21 protein-coding genes are annotated in these 18,477 nt (G+C 57.1%); 12 read left to right on the forward strand and 9 right to left on the reverse strand.

Annotated features, from left to right (window positions below; all coding sequences use genetic code 11):
- Positions 1-41: 41 nt before the first annotated feature.
- Together EU556_RS12105 and EU556_RS12110 are read right to left on the reverse strand one after the other, a co-directional pair.
- Positions 42-782, reverse strand: coding sequence for a ThuA domain-containing protein (locus EU556_RS12105; RefSeq protein ID WP_135434362.1), 741 nt, complete (start codon positions 780-782; stop codon positions 42-44).
- Positions 783-869: 87 nt separating this feature from the next.
- A complete protein-coding gene (locus EU556_RS12110) occupies positions 870-1,871 on the reverse strand; it encodes a glycoside hydrolase family 43 protein (RefSeq protein ID WP_135434363.1) in 1,002 nt (333 codons plus the stop codon).
- 113 nt (positions 1,872-1,984) lie between these two features.
- Between EU556_RS12110 and EU556_RS12115 the strand changes: the two genes are divergently transcribed.
- From EU556_RS12115 to EU556_RS12125, 3 genes are all read left to right on the forward strand, one after another.
- The gene (locus EU556_RS12115; RefSeq protein WP_135434364.1) at positions 1,985-2,206 is read left to right on the forward strand and encodes a YodC family protein; all 222 of its coding nucleotides are present in this window, start codon (positions 1,985-1,987) and stop codon (positions 2,204-2,206) included.
- Positions 2,207-2,441: 235 nt separating this feature from the next.
- Positions 2,442-3,107 (forward strand): hypothetical protein, encoded by a 666-nt coding sequence (locus tag EU556_RS12120; protein WP_135434365.1) that lies wholly within the window; start codon positions 2,442-2,444, stop codon positions 3,105-3,107.
- A 221-nt stretch (positions 3,108-3,328) separates the two neighbouring features.
- Positions 3,329-3,520, forward strand: a complete 192-nt coding sequence (locus EU556_RS12125) for a cold-shock protein (protein ID WP_135434366.1) — start codon at positions 3,329-3,331, stop codon at positions 3,518-3,520.
- Positions 3,521-3,598: 78 nt separating this feature from the next.
- Here EU556_RS12125 and EU556_RS12130 read toward each other — a convergent pair whose 3' ends face one another.
- Complete coding sequence (locus tag EU556_RS12130) at positions 3,599-4,228, reverse strand: hypothetical protein (RefSeq protein WP_135434367.1); 630 nt, start codon at positions 4,226-4,228, stop codon at positions 3,599-3,601.
- A 256-nt stretch (positions 4,229-4,484) separates the two neighbouring features.
- Here EU556_RS12130 and ctlX point away from each other — a divergent pair, with 256 nt between their 5' ends.
- Positions 4,485-5,405 carry a citrulline utilization hydrolase CtlX gene (ctlX, locus tag EU556_RS12135; RefSeq protein ID WP_135434368.1) on the forward strand — a complete coding sequence of 307 codons (921 nt, stop codon included), beginning with the start codon at positions 4,485-4,487 and terminating at the stop codon, positions 5,403-5,405.
- An 80-nt stretch (positions 5,406-5,485) separates the two neighbouring features.
- Here ctlX and EU556_RS12140 read toward each other — a convergent pair whose 3' ends face one another.
- The gene (locus tag EU556_RS12140; protein WP_135434369.1) at positions 5,486-7,000 is read right to left on the reverse strand and encodes a malate:quinone oxidoreductase; all 1,515 of its coding nucleotides are present in this window, start codon (positions 6,998-7,000) and stop codon (positions 5,486-5,488) included.
- A gap of 184 nt (positions 7,001-7,184) precedes the next feature.
- Between EU556_RS12140 and EU556_RS12145 the strand changes: the two genes are divergently transcribed.
- Positions 7,185-7,925 (forward strand): SDR family oxidoreductase, encoded by a 741-nt coding sequence (locus tag EU556_RS12145; protein WP_135434370.1) that lies wholly within the window; start codon positions 7,185-7,187, stop codon positions 7,923-7,925.
- Between the two features lie 180 nt (positions 7,926-8,105).
- The gene (locus tag EU556_RS12150; protein ID WP_245327591.1) at positions 8,106-9,224 is read left to right on the forward strand and encodes a spore photoproduct lyase family protein; all 1,119 of its coding nucleotides are present in this window, start codon (positions 8,106-8,108) and stop codon (positions 9,222-9,224) included.
- Positions 9,225-9,332: 108 nt separating this feature from the next.
- Here the strand turns inward: EU556_RS12150 and EU556_RS12155 are convergent, their stop codons facing one another.
- From EU556_RS12155 to pncA, 3 genes are all read right to left on the reverse strand, one after another.
- The gene (locus EU556_RS12155; protein ID WP_135434371.1) at positions 9,333-9,872 is read right to left on the reverse strand and encodes a GNAT family N-acetyltransferase; all 540 of its coding nucleotides are present in this window, start codon (positions 9,870-9,872) and stop codon (positions 9,333-9,335) included.
- A 108-nt stretch (positions 9,873-9,980) separates the two neighbouring features.
- Positions 9,981-11,084, reverse strand: coding sequence for a mechanosensitive ion channel family protein (locus EU556_RS12160; protein ID WP_135434372.1), 1,104 nt, complete (start codon positions 11,082-11,084; stop codon positions 9,981-9,983).
- 87 nt (positions 11,085-11,171) lie between these two features.
- Complete coding sequence (pncA, locus tag EU556_RS12165; protein ID WP_135434373.1) at positions 11,172-11,768, reverse strand: bifunctional nicotinamidase/pyrazinamidase; 597 nt, start codon at positions 11,766-11,768, stop codon at positions 11,172-11,174.
- Positions 11,769-11,892: 124 nt separating this feature from the next.
- On the opposite strand from pncA, the gene EU556_RS12170 reads away from it, so the two are divergent.
- The 4 genes from EU556_RS12170 to EU556_RS12185 all read left to right on the forward strand — a co-directional run bounded on the left by EU556_RS12170 (position 11,893) and on the right by EU556_RS12185 (position 14,581).
- A complete protein-coding gene (locus EU556_RS12170; protein WP_135434374.1) occupies positions 11,893-12,327 on the forward strand; it encodes a BLUF domain-containing protein in 435 nt (144 codons plus the stop codon).
- A 96-nt stretch (positions 12,328-12,423) separates the two neighbouring features.
- On the forward strand, positions 12,424-13,362 hold the full coding sequence (locus EU556_RS12175) for a hypothetical protein (protein WP_135434375.1): 939 nt from the start codon (positions 12,424-12,426) through the stop codon (positions 13,360-13,362).
- A 12-nt stretch (positions 13,363-13,374) separates the two neighbouring features.
- Positions 13,375-13,824, forward strand: coding sequence for an AAA family ATPase (locus tag EU556_RS12180; protein WP_135434376.1), 450 nt, complete (start codon positions 13,375-13,377; stop codon positions 13,822-13,824).
- On the forward strand, positions 13,814-14,581 hold the full coding sequence (locus EU556_RS12185) for a tRNA(His) guanylyltransferase Thg1 family protein (RefSeq protein WP_135434377.1): 768 nt from the start codon (positions 13,814-13,816) through the stop codon (positions 14,579-14,581). Before EU556_RS12180 ends, EU556_RS12185 begins: the two co-directional genes overlap by 11 nt.
- Before the next feature lie 7 nt (positions 14,582-14,588).
- Here the strand turns inward: EU556_RS12185 and EU556_RS12190 are convergent, their stop codons facing one another.
- On the reverse strand, positions 14,589-15,116 hold the full coding sequence (locus tag EU556_RS12190) for a 2'-5' RNA ligase family protein (protein WP_135434378.1): 528 nt from the start codon (positions 15,114-15,116) through the stop codon (positions 14,589-14,591).
- A 78-nt stretch (positions 15,117-15,194) separates the two neighbouring features.
- On the opposite strand from EU556_RS12190, the gene EU556_RS12195 reads away from it, so the two are divergent.
- Complete coding sequence (locus tag EU556_RS12195) at positions 15,195-16,004, forward strand: class I SAM-dependent methyltransferase (protein ID WP_135434379.1); 810 nt, start codon at positions 15,195-15,197, stop codon at positions 16,002-16,004.
- Positions 16,005-16,157: 153 nt separating this feature from the next.
- On the forward strand, positions 16,158-17,426 hold the full coding sequence (gene hutI, locus EU556_RS12200) for an imidazolonepropionase (protein ID WP_135434380.1): 1,269 nt from the start codon (positions 16,158-16,160) through the stop codon (positions 17,424-17,426).
- A gap of 77 nt (positions 17,427-17,503) precedes the next feature.
- Here the strand turns inward: hutI and EU556_RS12205 are convergent, their stop codons facing one another.
- On the reverse strand, positions 17,504-18,463 hold the full coding sequence (locus EU556_RS12205) for a hypothetical protein (RefSeq protein WP_135434381.1): 960 nt from the start codon (positions 18,461-18,463) through the stop codon (positions 17,504-17,506).
- Positions 18,464-18,477 lie beyond the last annotated feature (14 nt).

Below are 18,477 nucleotides of genomic sequence, written 5' to 3' on the forward strand. Positions count from 1 at the left end.
TGTAGGCAGTGGCCTAGCACTAATGGGTACATACCGCGCCATTACTTGCCCACAGCGTATTGAATGCCACCTAGAAGATGTTGCCGAAACAGCGGCTCGCTGAAACTTTCGATAGAATGCCCACCGGCCGTGTAGAAAGCCCGCCCTCCCGCAAACTCATGGTACCAGGCAATGGGGTGGTTGGGGCCGTTAGTACCGCCGGAGTAAGTGGTTTCGTCGAGCGTGGCTAACACCGTGAGGTCGGGGTTGAGGTTGCGGAAGTTGTACCATTCATCGGTGCGCGACCAACGTTCCGGCAGCCCTTTCGTGGCAGGGTGGGTACTGTTAATCACCTGAACGGTAGCCGTTTGAACGGCAGGGTGCCCGTTGAAGTACGCGCCTACTAGTTGCCCGTACCAGGGCCAGTTGTATTCTGTATCGGTAGCAGCATGTACGCCCACAAAACCGCGGCCCTTGCTGATGTATTGCTCAAAGGCCGTTTGCTGCGCCTCATTCAGTACATCTTGGGTTGTATTCAAGAATATAACAGCTTGGTAGGATTGCAGCCCAGCCGTCGTAAACAGCCCGGCATTGGTAGTAGTATCCACCCGAAAGTGGTGCTCCTGGCCTAGGTCCTGAATTGCCCGAATACCTGCCGGGATTGACTCGTGATGGAAGCCGCTGGTTTTAGAGAAGACGAGCACGGCCGCCGTCGGCTCTGAGTGGGACTTGATGGATTCCTTGGAAGAGCAACCCCACAGGGAAGAGGCCGCAAAAACGTAAGCCAGAGCGAGTAAGCGCATATGCATGGCAGATTAAGGGTTAATCAGGGATACTGCTTTAGAGGTACGTTTGCCTACTAATAAGGAATGCACGCGCCAACTTACCTGCTACAGCTTCCGTGCCGCCACGCCTTCCTGCGTAATTTTCACCGGCAAAATGTGTCCTTGCTTGTCGAACTGTAGCTTATCAATGCAGGTGACGCGGTGGTTCTGGTCGGTTTCAGTAAGTGGGCGACGGTGGTACACGATGTACCATTCATCTTTCCCCGGCACCTGAATAACGGAGTGGTGACCGGCTCCGGTGGCAATGGCAGGGTCTTGCTGTAGAATTTTGCCCACCCGCTGGAATGGCCCCAGCGGTGAATCAGCCACGGCGTAGGCCACTGAATAGTTGGGGCCGGTCCAGCCGCCTTCACTCCACATAAAGTAGTACTTACCCTGGCGCCGAAACATAATAGGGCCCTCCACATAGTTTTGGGGCGTAATTTCCTTGAAGGTGGTGCCATCGGGGAAGGGCAGGAACCCCGTAAAATCGGGTTTGAGGCGGGCAATATTGCAGTGCGACCAGCCCCCGTAAATCAGGTAGTACTGCTTGTCCGCATCCTGGAACACAAACTGGTCAATGGGTTGGGCTCCGTTGTGGATATTGCCAACGAGCGGCTTGCCCAGGTAGTCGCGGAACGGCCCCGCAGGCTGGTCGGCCACGGCCACCCCAATACCCCCAACTTCGCCCTCGTGCACATCATTGGCCCCAAAAAACAGATAATACTTGCTGTCTTTCTGCACCACGGCCGGAGCCCACATAGCCCGGCGTGCCCACTTAACGCTGGTAGTATCCACAATGCGCGGGTGCTTGGTCCAGTGCACCAAGTCGGGTGAGGAAAAGGCATCCAGGAACACCTGCTGATTGTAGGGGGCTGAGTAAGTAGGGTATATCCAGTACTGCTTGCCAAAAATTACCGCCTCTGGGTCGGCGTACCAGCCCGGAAATAGTGGATTGCCAGACCGAACTGGCCTAGCGGCTGTACTTGCTGCCACCGGAGCTTGCGAAAATGCCGCAGTGGTGAAAGCGAGGCTGCATAAGGCACTGAGTATTGCGCGTTTGTTCATTAGAATAGGCTAGGGGCTTACTACAGATCTATCCGAAAAATACTGGTCAAGTTTATAGAAAGTATTGCACAAGTACACGTATAGACCGTCACACCATCCCTATTTACCTTATCATGGCGCTACTGAACCTAGGTGATACCGTGCAATTAAAATCGGGCGGACCCATTATGACCATTGTCAAACTCACGCTCAAGCAGGTTACCTGTACCTGGTTTGATGAGCACAACAAGCTGCAAGCCCCTACTACTTTCCCCCGCGACGCCGTGAAGCCCGCCACCTCTCCGGATGCTCCCGCTGATGAATCCCGTGAGAACACCCTATTTGGCCAGGCCTAGCAGCAGGGCTCAGCGCGGCAGCTGTTCTACCGTGCCCAGCCAGCCAGATTAAAGCTGCCGAAGTAGTCATGGTCACTGTAAGAAAAGCAAATGCGGGCGTCGTCCGTCAACTACTGCGTCGATGATAAGGCATTGCCATCTCCTAAATTCTTCATCAAGGCAGCCCGGAGCCCCACCCCACGCGGGTGCCCGTCTTGCATGCTCCGGTAGCCGAATTAGTAAGCTAGCGGCCTGCATGGCTATTGGCGTAGGTTTGTTGACTGCCTGCTCCGATGAGCAGAAAGCTCGTCAACCACCCGCGGCACCCGTCGCAACAAGCCAAGCCGCTACTTCCGATCCGGTGCCTACTGAGGCAAGCACCACTGCCGGAGCAGGCCGCCGCTACCAGGTAGTGGCTGGCACGGCGTATTTTGTTGATTCACCCGAGTCAGGAATGAAGCCGAATGGCCAATACGTACTGCGCGGCGACGTGCTCTACGGGGAAGAAGAGCGCAGTGGCTTCGTTCGGACCCGAGTTAGAGTGCCCGGTGGGAGAGTAGTAACAGGCTGGCTGAAACGGGAGGAGCTAGGCCAGTTGGTTTCTGAGGCAGCTCCCACGCGCACTGTCCGTGCCGCCACGCCCGAACCTGATGCCTTCAGCTACGAGGAGACCCCTGTTGCGCCCGATCAGCCAAGTGCCGCGGCAGCTTCCGGTGCTCAGCAAGCGGTAGTGCAAGTGGCGCGCTCTTATTTCTACGATTCACCGGACCTAATTCAGCCCCGGAAAGCCCACTGCGTGCAGGGCGACAAGGTGTGGCTGGGCGAAGTGCACGGCGACGCCGTGTACGTCACATTTACCAATTGGGAAAAGGTCACTTCCAAAGGCTGGATGAGACGAGATGCCTTACGCCCGGTGCTCTGAGTACCAGTCAGGGTACCTGTTAGCTACCAGCATAGCTGGTCAACAGGGGAGGTTTAGATCAGGCTCCTGAGTGCGCCGAAGCGGAGCTAAATAAAATAAAAGCTGTACGTTTACGCCGTTTCAAAGCAAATTGTCTCCAGTCGCTACCATCCATTCGCGTGTTGAATAATAGTAGAGTTCCGTTGCGAGTTGCTGATTTATCAATCCTTTCCTAACGCATCATGTCAACAGGAACCGTAAAATTTTTCAATGAGACCAAGGGGTTTGGTTTCATCAAAGATGCCTCTACCGGCCAAGACGTATTCGTTCACGCTACCGGTCTCATCGACGAAATTCGCGAGAACGATAAAGTAGAGTTCGAAGTAGAAGAGGGCCGCAAAGGCCTGAGCGCCGTAAAGGTTCGTCTCGCCTAAGCTTCGCTTAAACACAAAACAAAGAGAGCAGGCCACTAGGCCTGCTCTCTTTGTTTTGTGTCTATGTACTCGAAGTGCCTAGGGGTGGGCGTTTAGGGTTTTAAAAACGGCCGTCCACTCAGCTTCGGTTTTGGCATTCTTGGCGCCCGGGGTGCTGCGCAACGTACTGGCAAGCTCTGGTACAGCATTTTCAATCTGCTTGAGATTTAGCTTTACCGGTACGGCCTTCGCATCGGTCCGGCGCACATAATAAACAACCTTATCCTCTACCTCATCAAGCCGGCTTCCAGTTGTGTAAGCACCCGTAGGAGCCTTGCGGAGAACCTTTATATACTGTTTGAGCAAGGTGTATTTACCCTCCTGCAATACTTCTACGAATTGGGTACGTTGACTCGGAACATCAGCTTCAGTGAAACGACGGAACACTCGCTCCCTGGCTGGGGTAATGCCAGTGGCAGGTTCCTGTAGTATAAACCTTTCCAACAGACGGTCATCCAGTTGCAATGAGTCTTTTGGACGATCCACTAAGCGCATGAGTAAACGCTTATTGAGTACATCATACTTAAGGGGCACCGGAGCCAGTGGCACTTTATTGCTCATAACAAGCTTAGCCAACAGCCAGCGGTTGTCAATATAGGGTGAACCAAGTATTTCGTTACGGGTGCCGTTTGGTACTACAGTGGGAGACCCATTGGCCAAGGCCTGCAAATTAGCCTGTGCTGCGGCCCCAACTTGCTCGATACTAGGCTGCTGAGCCAGGCAAATAGTAGCAGGTAGTAGTAGGGCTCCTAAGAGTGACAAACGCAGTGACATGTTAAAGAGGATTTATAGGAGAGAATATGTGCCTAATCTACCAATATTTCAGTTGAATGAAGCGCCACTGCCCTTTGTCTGAGCCCGAGTACTGTTCTTTGGGACTCACACAGCAGGCATCACGCCATATAGCAATTGTTCATTCACCACTATGCAAGCAGCTTCCACTGTATTTCTGGTTCGGCCGGTGCGGTTTTCCTTCAACCCCGAAACGGCAGCTTCCAATCATTTTCAACGAGTAGGTAGTGAACCTGCGGAAGCAATCCAGCGGAAGGTGCAGGCTGAATTTGATACCGTAGTGGACACGCTACGTGCGAAAGGTGTGCGGGTGCTGGTTTTTGAGGATAGCCCGGAACCCCACACGCCCGACTCTATATTCCCCAACAATTGGGTAAGCCTGCATTCTGATGGCCGGGCGTTACTCTACCCCATGTGCGCCCCTAACCGTCGGTTGGAGCGCCGGCCGGATATATTGGCCGCGCTAGGCCAGCAGTTTATCATCAAAGAAGTGGTAGACCTCTCTGGCCGGGAGCAAGCAGGACACTTTCTGGAAGGCACGGGGAGCATAATCTTCGACCACCAACACCGAGTGGCCTACGCTGCGCTTTCGCCCCGCACGGATGCCCTGTTATTCACCGAGGTATGCGAACTACTGGCCTACCGGCCCGTCGTATTCCACGCAGTAGACCAGCAGGGCTGGGATATTTACCACACAAATGTGATGATGTGCGTGGGAGCGAAGTTTGCAGTGGTCTGTCTAGAGAGCATTCGGGATGAGCAAGAGCGAAACGCCGTTGTAAATTCCCTGCAGCAGACAGGGCATCAAGTTGTTGCTATATCACTGGAGCAAGTGTCGCGGTTTGCGGGAAATATGCTCACGCTACGGCCGGCGGAAGGGCCGGAGCTTTTGGCTATGTCGGAGAGTGCATATAGCGTACTAACCCTAGCGCAGCGAGACGCTCTAGGCCACTACTGCGAGCTGCTGCCCTTGCCCATTCCTACCATAGAAACCATTGGGGGCGGTAGCGTCCGGTGTATGCTGGCGGAAGTGCATTTGCCCGAGAAGTCGTAGGCCACTCCGTCGCTCCAAACGCAATACGCCCTGCCTGATGTAGCATCGGGCAGGGCGTTACAACTAGCGGCTACACCGTATTACGCGGCGGCCGTGGCATTCAGGCCTAACACCTCACTGGTGTGGGCCCGAAGCTCTTCTACTAGCGCGGGGTTGTCGTTCAGCGACTGGCCAAAGGACGGAATCATCTCGCGCATTTTGTTCTGCCATTCTGGGGTGCTGGCTTGCTGCGGGAAGCAGCGTTGCACCAGGCCTACCATAATGCTTACGGCCGTAGATGCCCCCGGCGAGGCGCCCAGCAAGGCCGCAATAGAGCCATCGGCGGCGGCTACTACTTCGGTGCCAAACTCCAGCACCCCACCTTGCTTAGCATCTTTCTTGATAACCTGCACCCGCTGACCCGCAATTTCCAGTTCCCAGTCTTTGGGGTTGGCCTCGGGCAGGTACTCGCGCAGGGCAGCAATGCGGTCTTCCGGCGACTGTCGCACCTGATTAATCAGGTATTTGGTGAGTGGAATATTCTTGAGGCCAGCAATAATCATGGGGCGCATGTTGCTCAGCTTTACCGACAAGGGCAAATCGAGGTAGGAGCCCTGCTTCAGGAATTTGGTGCTGAAGCCGGCATACGGACCGAACAGCAGCTCCTGCTTGCCGTTGATAACGCGCGTATCGAGGTGGGGTACCGACATGGGTGGGGAGCCTACCGAGGCCTTGCCGTACACTTTGGCGTGGTGCTTGGCAATAACGGCCGGGTTCACGCACTTCAGCCACTGCCCGCTCACGGGGAAGCCACCAAAGCCCTGTCCTTCCGGAATACCGGATTTAATCAGCAGGGGTAAGGAGCCGCCACCGGCCCCGATAAATACAAACGGCGCCCGGATCTTCAGGCTGTTGCCCGTGGTCAGGTCTTTGGCGCGCACGCCCCAGCGGCCATCTTCCTTGCGCTTGATCTTGTCCACATCGTGGTGGAAGTAGAACGAAACGCCTGGTTTCTGCTGCAGCAGCGTAAACATACCCCGGGTAAGGGACCCAAAGTTAACGTCGGTGCCCAGGTTCATGCGGGTAGCAGCTACGGGCTGGCTGGGGTCGCGGCCATCCATTACCAGCGGCATCCACTGCTCCATGAGGGCGTGGTCTTGGGTAAACTCCATGCCCTGGAACAGCGGCGACTGGGTTAGCGCGGCGTGGCGCTTGCGCAGAAACTCCACGTTGTTCTCGCCCCACACAAAACTCAGGTGCGGAATGTGGTTGATAAAGCGCGTAACGCCCGTTACTTGGTATTTCTCCACCAGATACGACCAGAACTGTTTAGATTGCTCAAACTGCTCGGCAATGGCAATGGCTTTGGAAATATCGATGCGGCCATCGGGCTTCTCGGGAGTGTAATTCAGCTCGCAGAAAGCAGAGTGGCCGGTGCCGGCGTTGTTCCAGGCATCGGAGCTTTCGGCGGCGGCCACGTCCAGGCGCTCCAAAATGGCAATGGTCAGATCAGGTTGCAACTCCTTGAGCATCATGCCCAGAGTGGCGCTCATAATGCCGGCCCCAATCAATACCACATCGGCAGAAAGGGTGGCGGAGCTATCAGTAGTACTCATGCGTAGATCAGAAATAGGACTTACGAAGTACGGGGAAAGTCCGAAAAGGTGGCTGTTGTTTTACAAAGAAGTTCAAGCTCAACCGCGCAGGCCTCCACGTTGGCGAGGTTTTGAGCCGGCAACAAAAGTAGGTTTCGGCCGGTAGTACAGTACAATTTCTGCCCTCCAACTTGTTCCTGAACTGATGAATCTTGGCAATAACACCATCCTGATTACGGGCGGCGCTACCGGCATTGGCCTAGCCCTCACCGAGCGTTTTATGAAAGCGGGCAGCCAAGTGATTGTGTGCGGCCGCCGAGCCGAAGCGCTGGAAGAAGCCCAGCGTCAGCTTCCCGGCCTGCATACCCGTGTGTGCGACGTTGCCCGCCCTGAAGAGCGCGAAGACCTGGCTCGCTGGGTACAGCAGGAGTTTCCCAACCTGAACGTGCTCATCAACAATGCGGGCATTCAGAACCGGTGGCAACTAGCCGCACCCGATACATCTACGAACTGGGCCGATTACCAGAGTGAGCTGGCCATTAACGTGGATGCGCCCATGCACTTGGCGCTGCTGCTGATTCCGCATTTGCGCCAGCAGCAAAACCCGGCCATCATCAACGTTACCTCGGGGCTCTCGTTTGCGCCAGCGGCTTTTGCGCCTATTTACAGTGCCACCAAGGCCGCCATGCACTCCTTCACGCTCTCGTTGCGGCATCAACTGGCAGCTACACCCATTAAGGTGCTGGAGATTGTGCCGCCCGCCGTCAATACTGATTTGGGCGGCGCGGGCCTGCACACCTTTGGCGTGCCCGTCGATGCCTTTGCTGATTCCGTGCTGGAGCGCTTGGCGCAGGGGGAAGAGGAGGTAGGCTACGGCACCTCCGAGGAAGCTCGCCTAGCCTCGCGAGAGCAACTAAATGCCCGCTTTAAGCTGATGAACAAGTAAGCAAATCCTCTTGCCAAGACTGGCCTAGCACCCCGCAAAATGCACGGTTACAGGGGAGCTAGGCCAGTCTTGTTATAAGGAATTTAGCAGCGTGGTAAAGGGTAACAAACTGGGTGAAAATACTTGGCTTATTATCGTTTTAAGGGAGCTATACTGGGCCCATGGGTGTTATAACTAGCTATGACAAACCAGACTTTAGAGCTCTTCGATTTACCCGTTCTGACCGCTGCCCCCCAGCCCAATCCGGAGCCTCTCACGCACGGTGCGCGGCTATGGCTGCCGAAGCGGGTGCTGTTTACACCCGATGCGCTGGATGAGCCCTTTGGTCAGCAGATATATGAGCGCGTAGCTGCTCAGGGCCTCCCAATTGAGGTGCTGAAAAGCAACCGTATCACTGGCCTACGCGGTGAGGACGCGCGCGAGACATACCGCAATGCCAAGAATACAATGGCTGTGGTGAAGGCCCCAGCCGGCGCGTTGCGCCTACAGCCCACGCCGCCCTCCGCCGACTGGCAAATGAACTTAGCCGAGGGCTGCCCGGCACACTGCCAGTACTGCTATCTAGCCGGGAGTCTGCAGGGTCCGCCGGTGGTGCGCGTATTCGCCAATCTGCCTCAGCTGCTGAAAAACACAGCTACGTACGAGCAGCCTGGCCGCCGCACTAGCTTCGAAGTAAGCTGTTATACCGATGTACTCGGGATTGAGCACCTTACTGGTAGCCTGGCTGAGTGCATCCGGTACTTTGGTACGCGCGAGGGTGCGCAGCTGCGCTTCGTCAGCAAGTATAACCGCGTAGATTCACTGTTGGCGCTGCCGCACAATGGGCACACGCGGGCCAGAGTCAGCCTGAATGCCGAGCCAGTGGCCCGGCGCTTAGAGGGCGGCACAGCCTCGGTAGAGGCTCGTTTGCAGGCTTTACGCCAGCTGGCGTTGCCGCGGGAGCAAGGTGGGGGCGGCTACCCTGTGGGCGTGGTACTGGCTCCTATCATGCAGATTCCGAACTGGCGCCAGCATTATACTGAGTTGTTTGACCGAATGGCGGCGGCTCTCGATTTTGAGTGCGACCTGACCGTAGAATTCATCACGCACCGTTTCACGCCCGGCTCCCGCGACGTGCTGCAGCAGTGGTACCCAAATACCTCGCTAGACTTTGATGAGGCCACCCGCGCCGTGAAGCGCAATAAGTTTGGCGGCGTGAAGTACGTGTACCAGCCCGAGGACATGCGCACTCTGCGGCAGTTCTTTTATGAGGAATGGCACAAGCGCTTCCCCAACGCCCCCATCCAGTACTGGACGTAGGCACTCTCTACAGAGTAATGCTTGAAAAGCAATAGGCCTAGGCCGGGAATATTTCCTGACCTAGGCCTTACTGTTGTGTTGAAAAAGTGCAAACTGTTGAGTGCTCGTTTACGCAGCTTGATGAAGGGCCTGCCACTCAGGCTGCAGCATGCTCATTTCCACCAGACTCCAAAACTCGCTGTCGTACCTAACAACGTCGCGAAGGAGACCTTCACGCTGCATACCAGCCCGGGTATAAGCTGAAATGGCAGCCGTGTTGAAGTCGTAGACGCCCAGGGTGATGCGGTGCAGGTTAAGCTTCTCGAACCCAAAACGCAACACCTCCGTCATCATGCGGCGCGCGGCACCTTTACCTCGGGCTTCGGGAGCAATAAAGACTCGACTGATGCGAGCTGAGCGGTTTTTTTCGCTGATGCTGCCCAAAGAAATGTGGCCTACGGTGCTGCCCGTGTGCGTGTCAACAGCCTTGAATATGAACGCGTCAGACTGGCCTAGCTGGTTGGTGTCCTCTACGTACCAAGCGAGCTTGTCGCGGTCGAGAGGGAAGTTGAACATAGGGCCGGCCCAGTTCATAAGGAGGTGCGGTGAATCAATCCAATTGATGAGCTGATCGAAATCAGAAGGGGTAAAATATTCGAGTTGAATCATGAAGCAGCGAGCAGAAGTACGCAATAAGCAACGGCTAATTTGCCGATTGGTTATTGCTCAGAATCCGCTAATATACGGCGAAAAGTGCAATTTTGCAATTGCTTCAGCTTAGCCTGCCTGATCTTCCGGGGCGAGAGTGAACGGCTGATCTTTAGCATCCACCAAGGTGCGGGTTTTGGGGAGTGCTTCAGGATGATGCTGTTGGATAAACGTGACCATGTGCTCGCGCACGGCGCACCGCAGATCAAACGCATTACTGGAATTATTGGAGCTTACTAGGCACCGAAGTTCTAGGGTGCGCTCCTTCGAGTCGGTGACCTGTAGCACGCACACGCGCCGGTCCCAGAGGGTATGCCCGCTCACATAGCGCTGCAGCTCCTGCCGCATGATATCAACTGGTACGGTATAGTCGGTGTAGAGAAAAACGGTGCCCAAAAGCTGGGCGGTGCTGCGCGTCCAGTTCTGGAAAGGTTTCTCAATAAAGTAGTTTAGAGGCAGCACCAAGCGCCGCTCATCCCAGATGCGCAGCACTACATAGGTAAACGTAATTTCCTCTACGCGTCCCCATTCACCTTCTACCACCAGTACATCATCTAGGCGCAACGGCTGGGTAAAGGCAATCTGGAAGCCGGCCAGCAGGTTGCTAATGGAGCGCTGCGCCGCAAAACCTACAATAACGCTGGCAATACCAGCTGAGGTGAGCAAGCCCGTGCCAATTTTCCGGACGGTAGCAAAGCTCATCAGGATAAGTGCTGTGGCCACAAAAATGATAAGTGTAACCACCAGCTTCTTCACGAACTGGAGCTGGGTAAACAGCTTGCGCACCCGCAAGTTATCGGCCTCGCCCAGGCGGTAATGATCCTCTACTAAATCCTGGATGACATCGACCGTTTTTACCAATCCCCAGGCAAAAGTGATGAGCAGGGCGGTTTCCACGAGTCGGCGCATTACCTCCAAGGGGCGAGCCTCAAGGTAGGTAAGCGGTAACATGAAGGAAAGCACCAGCACCGGGAAAAACCAGGCGCTAGGATGGCTCAGATGCCGCGCCACCGATTTGGTGAGCAGGATTGGCTCGCGCCGGTTATAGGCATCGAGCAACTCGAACATGGCGTATTTGAGCAGGCGCCCAGCTACCAGGCTGCCCGTGATTACGGCCAGAGGCTGCAGCCAAAAGCGAAGCTGTTCAGGGAGGTCAGTGAAAAATTCTAGCATGATAACGGCGGCGGAAAAAGCGTCGGCGCAAGGCAAAAAGAGCCTTTCTGTACCCCAAACAGCCCGCAAAGGTTAGGTAGCGGTGGCCTAGCGGGCGGCAAACCGAGCGCCGCGCCGCTGCAGCTCCTGTCGAGCCTGCGCGTAGCCTTCCGGTGAAATAGCCCGGGTAGCTTCCTCTAAAAACACTACCTCAAATCCTTCTTGTAGCGCATCCAGCGCTGAGAAATTCACGCAGAAGTCGGCGGCTAGGCCACAGAGGTGCACCTCCCGCACTCCGCGGCCGCGCAGGTAGTCGGCTAGGCCAGTGCTTTTGCGGTGTCCATTATCAAAGAAGCCGCTGTAGCTGTCAATTTCGGGGTTGGTACCCTTGCGAAATATGGCCTCGATGCGGTGCTGATCGAGGGCAGCGCTGAACTCGGCGCCGGGCGTAGTTTGCACGCAGTGGTCGGGCCAGAGAGTTTGAGGCAGGCCGTGCAAATCAATCTGCTCGAAGGGCTGGCGGCCAGGGTGCTGACTGGCAAAACTCTGGTGCGTAGCCGGGTGCCAATCTTGAGTGGCTACCACTAGTTCGTACTGTGGTTGAAGGGAGTTTACGAGGGGCAAAATTTCCTCACCGCCGGGTACGGCCAAGGAGCCACCGGGCAGAAAATCGTTCTGAATATCAATGAGCAGCAACGCGCGCATACGGAGGAAGTTAGGGTAGAAGGAGAGGGCTGGAATGCAAACATACGCGGGAGCAGGCTGCACCGCTTTGGAACAGTTTAAAAACACTGGAGGTTGATTATATACCTCCCCATGCTCCCTGCCTATGGTAATTCAGCAAATCATTTACATCAGTAGGTACCACCATACCCCTACGGAAGATCAGCTGACCGAGCTGCTCCGGCGGGCGCGGGCCCACAACCATGAGCTCCGAATTACGGGTATTCTGCTGTATGCATCGGGGCGGGTGCTGCAGGTGCTGGAAGGGCCGGAGCAGGCAGTGCGGGAGGTGTTTGCGGCCATTTCTCACGACCAGCGCCACCACCAGATTATGACATTGGCCGACATTAAGGTAGCAAGCCGGCAGTTTCCCGATTGGAGTATGGGCTTCAGCGTGGCCGAGCCCGCGGAATTCGAGCGCATTACGGGCTATGTAAACCCGGAAAAGCCGCTGTTTCCACTGCCGCGCGCCCACAACGCCAGCCCGGCCCTCATGCAACTACTGCTCAACTTTGTGGCTCTCCACCCTGTGCTGGCCTAGGCAGCGCCGGAAATAGTACCCGCGTTATTTCCTGCCTACCTTGCGCCCCACCGCTGCCTTTCTTGGCATGCGGTGGGCTTTTTTCTTTAGAATGCCATGAAGATTACGCGTTTCCTGTATCCGGCGCTGCTGTCCGGATGTATCTCCTTTTCCAGCTTAACCGCTCAGGCGCAGACTACGGCGGCCGTACCCCGACTCATTCCGGGTACCCACGTGGTGCTGGTGCCACCAGATGGCTTTGGGCCGGCCCCTGGCCTCACGGGGGTGCGGAAGGGTAGCGCCGCCATTCAGGTGTTTGATTTACCGGGCAGCAACTACTTCAAAAATGCCGCTTCCTTTGGCAAAGCACGGTTTGAGGCCCGCGGCATGAAGGTGCTGGAGTTTGAGGAGATGACGGTGCAGGGCTACCCCGCCCGGCTGGCGCGGATACAGAACTCGCCCACCCAGGAGTCGGCCCAGCTCATGTTCGGCGACTCCACGTTTGCCGTGCAGCTGGTAGGCGTGTACCCCGCTGCCGAAACTGCTACTGGCACGGCCATTCGGCAAGCCTTGTTGAGCGCCACCTATCAGAAAAATCTGGCCTCCGACCCCTTCGCCAAGGCAGTGTTTGCCTTCGATGAAAAGAAGTCGCCCTTCGCTTTCGCCAAAACCACCGCCAATCTCTACCTATACGCGTTGGGCGGCCAGAAAAAAGACGATTACGGCACGGAGCCCCTGCTGACGGTTACACCCTTGCCCTATAACCCCTCCCTAACCGCCGCCGACGTAAGCAACGAGCTGCTGGGTACCCTGAGCCGCTTTGGCTTCACGGGGTTCACGGCGCGCAAAATGTCCTCTACTAAAGTAAACGACCTGCTTACGTATGAGACGGAAGGGTTTGGGATGATGCAAGGCCAGCGGGTGCTGCTCTACCAGCAGGTAACTATCATTGGCAACACCGCCGTGGCCATGCAGGGCCTGGCCCGCCAAGACTACGAAACGGCGCTAGGCCAGTTCAAGTCCTTGACCCACACCATCACAGACCGCAAGAAGTAACCGGTTCGCGGTATGCAGCTCATTGTGTTTTGCGGGATACAGGCCACGGGCAAGTCTACCTTTTACCAGCAGCAGTTTTTCCATACCCACGTGCGCATCAGCAAAGACCTGCTACGCACCCGCAACCGGGAGCGTCGAATGCTAAGCCTGTGTCTGGAAACGCAAATGCCCTGCGTCATCGATAATACCAACCCCACGGCGGCCGAGCGGGCCGTGTACATTGCCCCGGCTAAGGCGGCTGGGTTCCGGGTGGTAGGCTACTTCTTTCAATCTGTGGCGGCGGAGGCCTTGGTGCGTAACCTGGAGCGCCCACCTGCCCGGCAAGTGCCCGAGGTGGGCATCAGGGCCACGCGCAACCGCCTAGAGTACCCCCAGTGGGCGGAGGGGTTTGATGAGCTATACTTTGTGCGGGTGGCTCCCAACCAGCAATTCATAATCAGCCCCTGGCAGGATGAAATTTGATGACCTCGACGCCCGGATGCGCGTCTTCGAAACTGCACACGATCATTGCGCCCTGCCTGGGCTTTATTTAGTAGCGCGCCTCGATGGCCGCGGATTCACGCGCCTGACCAAGGAAGTACACGCCTTCGAGGCACCCTTTGATGAGCGCATGCGCGACCTGATGGCCCAGACGGTGGTGCACCTGATGGGCTGCGGCTTTCGAGTAATATACGGCTACACCCAAAGCGACGAAATTTCCCTGCTGTTTCATCCGGCTGAGGGCACCTACGGGCGTAAGCTGCGCAAGTATACCTCCATTCTGGCCGGGGAAGCCTCGGCGCAATTCTCGGTACTGCTGGGCGCCATTGGCGTGTTCGACTGCCGGATTTCGCAGCTGCCGCGCGAGCAAGATGTGGTAGATTATTTCCGGTGGCGCCAGGAAGATGCTGGCCGCAATGCCCTGAATGCTCACTGCTACTGGCACCTGCGCAAGCAAGGCCACACGGTGGCCCAGGCAACCGGGCAGGTAAGAGGCCTACGCACCAGCGCCAAGCATGACTTGCTCTTCGAGCACGGCATCAACTTCAACAACCTGCCCCTGTGGCAAAAGCGCGGGCTGGGGGTATACCAAGAAAGCTACGAAAAGGAAGGGTTTGACCCCAAGCGGCAGCAAACCATCCTGACCCAGCGCCGCCGCTGGAAAACAGATTACGACTTGTCCCTAGGAGCAGACTACGAGAGCTTTATTAGGCAACTTCTGGCACAGGAGTCGGAATAAAGTGGCCCTAGGCCACTTCGCCTTTGAACGCAAATTCCCGCAGCTTTTCCCAGGGGCCGCCACGGTACGCCCACAGGTGTAGGCCTATGCCAGTTGCCTCGGAGGGAGCAAACTGCGCCGTCAGCTGCTCGTGCAAGGCGCGGGCGGCGGCTGGGTCTACCTTGTTTTGTACCGTAATGTGGGGCTTGAGGCGCTGCTGATCTTGGGGCGTGAGCCACGTCGCCCAGGTTGCCTGGAGTTGCTTGTGCACCTGCTGAAGCATGCTATTTTCGAGGTCGTAGGCCACCCCTCGACCCAGAAAGCGCAGCCCCGTTACGCGCAAGGGCAGCAAGGGCAAGGTACTGGTCAGCGCCTGTAAATCAGCTTCAATAGCTGGCCGCTCACTGGCCGGTAAATGATGAAACAAGGTTACGTGGGCCTGCAGGTAGTTGCGCTCTTTGGGGAAGTAGCGCTGCCGCAGGTCGTTGAAATGGGCCTGAGAGTCGGCATCCAGGGCGAGCGTGAGAATGAGCGGGGCAGAGTCGGGGGCGTGCATACAAGTTGGTCGGAAAGTCAACTATACGAGTAAGCGCGCTTCTGCGCCGCAAACCCTAGCAGAAGTGTATATTTCGCCATGCATACGCCGCCCGACTACCTCGCCCTAAACCGGGCCCTCTGGAACGCAAAAACCGAGCACCACCTCCAGTCGGAGTTTTATGATGTGGCCGGGTTTCGGGCAGGCCAATCTTCCCTGAATAGCATTGAGCTAGCATTGCTAGGCCAGGTGCAAGGGCTGCGCGTGCTGCACCTGCAGTGCCATTTCGGGCAGGATACCCTGTCGCTGGCCCGCCTCGGCGCTGAGGTAACGGGCGTAGACCTGTCGGACGAAGCCATCCGGGCCGCGCGCCAACTAGCCACAGACCTGCAACTGCCCGCCCAGTTCGTGTGCTGCGACGTATATAGCCTGCCCGAGCACCTATCCGACACTCACCTCTTCGATGTGGTGTACACCACCTATGGCGTGCTAGGTTGGCTGCCCGATCTGGACCAGTGGGCGGCACTGGTGGCGCGCTACCTCAAGCCCGGCGGCCGGCTGGTGCTGGTGGAGTTTCACCCGGTGGTATGGATGTTCAACGGCGCCTTTACAGAGGTACAGTACAGCTACTTCAACCGCGAAACCATTGAGGAAACGGAAACCGGCACCTACGCCGACCGTGCGGCCCCCATCACTACCACTTCGGTAAGCTGGAACCACAACCTGGCCGAGGTGGTTGGGAGCCTGCTCCGGCAGGGCCTGCAGTTGCAGGATTTTCAGGAGTACGACTACTCGCCCTACAATTGCTTTGCGAACATGGTAGAAAGTGCCCCCGGACGCTTCCAGATTGCTACGCTACCCGATAAACTGCCCCTGGTGTACTCAATAGTGGCGCAGCGGCCGGAGTAGGGCTAGGCCACTCCCGCTAGCTTGGGCGGGCCACGGAGCGTACGTGGTGCTCGTAGCTAAGCGGCTGGTGCCTTGCGGCCGTAAGTCTGCACCGCATGTTCTGTGATAGTCTGATCTTGCCTTGGTTCATCCACCTTTCCCTTCTCAAACGCTATGGCCTATACTTTACTCGTGCGGCACTGCGGGCAGTTGCTGACGTTGGCAGGCGGCCCCGCCGGCCGGCCGCTGGCTGGCCCCGCTATGAGCGCTTGGCGCATCATCAACGATGGCTACGTAGCCTGCGAAGGAGGCCAGATTGTAGCCGTAGGATCCATGCAGGAGCTGGACGTAACCCAGGTAACCGCTGGTACTGCTATTGTGGAGGGCCACGGCCGCGTAGTGATGCCGGGGCTGGTGGAATGTCACACTCACTTGGTATTCGGCGGCAACCGCTCCCACGAGTTCCAGCGCAAGCTCGCCGGCGAGTCGTACCTAGACATATTAGCCAGCGGTGGGGGCATTCTGAGCACGGTGCGTGCTACTCGCGCCGCCTCGGAAGAACACCTCCTCGCCAACGCTCTGCACCACCTCGCCGGGTTTCGGCACTACGGCGTTACAACGGTGGAGGCCAAGAGCGGCTATGGCCTAGACCGGGAAACGGAGCTAGGCCTGGTGCGGGTAGCGGGCACAGCGGGCCACCGGCAAGAGGTGCGAGTGGTCCGCACCTTCCTGGGTGCCCACGTAGTACCCCCGGAGTACAAAGGCCGCGGCGCTGACTACCTCCATTTTCTGGCAACGGAAGTGCTGCCTGCCCTGCATGGAGTGGCCGAGTTCGTGGATATCTTTTGCGAGGAAGGCGCCTTCTCGGTAGAAGAAGCCCAGGTGTACTTGCAAACCGCCAGAAAGCAGGGCTTCAAGCTCAAGATCCACGCCGAGCAGCTGCACGACCTGGGGGGCTGCGAAATGGCCGCGGCGCTGGGCGCCACCAGCATCGACCACTGCGACTACCTCTCACCCGAAGCCGCCGCCCGTATTGCCGAGCGCACTGCGGGCCAAACGGTGGCCGTGTTGCTACCCCTGGTGCCCCTGTTTCTGCGCCAGGAGAAGTACGCACCGGGCCGGCAGTTCATTGACGCTGGCCTGCCCGTGGCCGTCAGCACCGATTTTAACCCGGGGTCTTGTCCCAGCAAAAATCTGTGGCTGGCCCTCACCATGGCCTGCCTGAAAATGGGGCTGACTCCAATGGAGGCGCTGGCCGCCGTTACGCTTAATGCAGCCTGGGCCATTGGGCAGGAGCAGGAGTGCGGCAGCCTGGAGCCCGGTAAGCGCGCCGATATCTTGCTGCTCAAGGTGCCCACGTACGAAGAAGTACCCTACTGGCTCGGCGAAAATCCGGTGCACGAAGTCATTATTGGCGGCGTGCGGGTAGAGCGGCCAGAGTAAGCTGTATAAAAGCAGTACGGGTGGAACAGGCGGATTTTTGTCACCTGCCCCACCCGCGTGGGAGGAAATGAAGGCGGCTACAGAGTATTCAAGTCGACCCGAATCTCGTCGGGAGTAACTTCGCGCATTGTGGGGCTGAAGCGCTGATTGGCGGTTACGGTTCCGTCTTGGCGGCCGTAGTAGAGCTTGCCGTTAAGCGTCCGGATAACTGCCACGGCCACCGCAGAGCCACTTGGCACGCCGCCGGTGGTAAAGGTGTTGGGCGCTTTAAACTCACAGGCACGTAAGCTGCCATTCAGCTCCTTAAAGACCACGAATACCATGGTGTTATTCGCTGGGTCAATATTGGAGCCCTGCACGTCAACGGTTACCGAGACTGGGTTGGAAACGCCATAAAACCGGTCGCAGTTAAACCACCCAATACTGGAGTTGAACACTGTGCTGCTGATCGTGACCCGGAAGCCGTTGCCACTCTGACGGATGCTGGAGCCCTGGTCAAACACCGGAGCCCAGTTAAAGCAAACCGGACCGCTGCCCGAAAACAGCCGCATAGAATCGGGGCTTACTAAGTTGGGCGGGTTTTGCGTTTGAAACTGCAGGCTGGCCTGGGGCGCTAAACGCAACGAGCTATCCTTGGCCGGCTGCAGGTATACTTCACCTGCCGATTCTAGCAGCTGCCCAAACGAGGAGGTAGGCGTACCCGTCAGCACCATGTCGGCCTTGCTGAATACCTCGCGCACTTCCAGTTCTACGGGGCCCGTAACGGGGCCACCGCCTTGGCGCACGAAGGCATTGGCAGGAATTGTAATAACCGTCCCTTTTAACCCTGTAAACTGGTTTTGCCGGGTGGGGTCGTACGTGAAGAGCTGGGACTGAGCCCCTAACTGGCGGGTTAGCGCCTGTATAGAATCTGGGATGGTGGTGGGAGTAGTAGAACCATCTTCGCAGATGATAGTATCGAGGCCTTTTTCACAGCTACCCAGCACGGGTAAAGCCAGCAGGGCAGCGTAACGGACTAGTTGTTTAAGCGAATACATAGGACGAAAGGGTA

Origin of the sequence: Hymenobacter fodinae (assembly GCF_004745825.1) — a bacterium.
Lineage (GTDB): Bacteria > Bacteroidota > Bacteroidia > Cytophagales > Hymenobacteraceae > Hymenobacter > Hymenobacter fodinae.

Excerpts from the sequence above, each read along its gene's own strand:
- EU556_RS12105 (WP_135434362.1), bottom strand. The coding sequence starts at position 782 with ATGCGCTTACTCGCTCTGGCTTACGTTTTTGCGGCCTCTTCCCTGTGG.
- EU556_RS12110 (WP_135434363.1), bottom strand. The coding sequence starts at position 1,871 with ATGAACAAACGCGCAATACTCAGTGCCTTATGCAGCCTCGCTTTCACC.
- EU556_RS12115 (WP_135434364.1), top strand. The coding sequence starts at position 1,985 with ATGGCGCTACTGAACCTAGGTGATACCGTGCAATTAAAATCGGGCGGA.
- EU556_RS12120 (WP_135434365.1), top strand. The coding sequence starts at position 2,442 with ATGGCTATTGGCGTAGGTTTGTTGACTGCCTGCTCCGATGAGCAGAAA.
- EU556_RS12125 (WP_135434366.1), top strand. The coding sequence starts at position 3,329 with ATGTCAACAGGAACCGTAAAATTTTTCAATGAGACCAAGGGGTTTGGT.
- ctlX (WP_135434368.1), top strand. The coding sequence starts at position 4,485 with ATGCAAGCAGCTTCCACTGTATTTCTGGTTCGGCCGGTGCGGTTTTCC.
- EU556_RS12140 (WP_135434369.1), bottom strand. The coding sequence starts at position 7,000 with ATGAGTACTACTGATAGCTCCGCCACCCTTTCTGCCGATGTGGTATTG.
- EU556_RS12145 (WP_135434370.1), top strand. The coding sequence starts at position 7,185 with ATGAATCTTGGCAATAACACCATCCTGATTACGGGCGGCGCTACCGGC.
- EU556_RS12150 (WP_245327591.1), top strand. The coding sequence starts at position 8,106 with ATGACAAACCAGACTTTAGAGCTCTTCGATTTACCCGTTCTGACCGCT.
- EU556_RS12155 (WP_135434371.1), bottom strand. The coding sequence starts at position 9,872 with ATGATTCAACTCGAATATTTTACCCCTTCTGATTTCGATCAGCTCATC.
- EU556_RS12160 (WP_135434372.1), bottom strand. The coding sequence starts at position 11,084 with ATGCTAGAATTTTTCACTGACCTCCCTGAACAGCTTCGCTTTTGGCTG.
- pncA (WP_135434373.1), bottom strand. The coding sequence starts at position 11,768 with ATGCGCGCGTTGCTGCTCATTGATATTCAGAACGATTTTCTGCCCGGT.
- EU556_RS12170 (WP_135434374.1), top strand. The coding sequence starts at position 11,893 with ATGGTAATTCAGCAAATCATTTACATCAGTAGGTACCACCATACCCCT.
- EU556_RS12175 (WP_135434375.1), top strand. The coding sequence starts at position 12,424 with ATGAAGATTACGCGTTTCCTGTATCCGGCGCTGCTGTCCGGATGTATC.
- EU556_RS12180 (WP_135434376.1), top strand. The coding sequence starts at position 13,375 with ATGCAGCTCATTGTGTTTTGCGGGATACAGGCCACGGGCAAGTCTACC.
- EU556_RS12185 (WP_135434377.1), top strand. The coding sequence starts at position 13,814 with ATGAAATTTGATGACCTCGACGCCCGGATGCGCGTCTTCGAAACTGCA.
- EU556_RS12190 (WP_135434378.1), bottom strand. The coding sequence starts at position 15,116 with ATGCACGCCCCCGACTCTGCCCCGCTCATTCTCACGCTCGCCCTGGAT.
- EU556_RS12195 (WP_135434379.1), top strand. The coding sequence starts at position 15,195 with ATGCATACGCCGCCCGACTACCTCGCCCTAAACCGGGCCCTCTGGAAC.
- hutI (WP_135434380.1), top strand. The coding sequence starts at position 16,158 with ATGGCCTATACTTTACTCGTGCGGCACTGCGGGCAGTTGCTGACGTTG.
- EU556_RS12205 (WP_135434381.1), bottom strand. The coding sequence starts at position 18,463 with ATGTATTCGCTTAAACAACTAGTCCGTTACGCTGCCCTGCTGGCTTTA.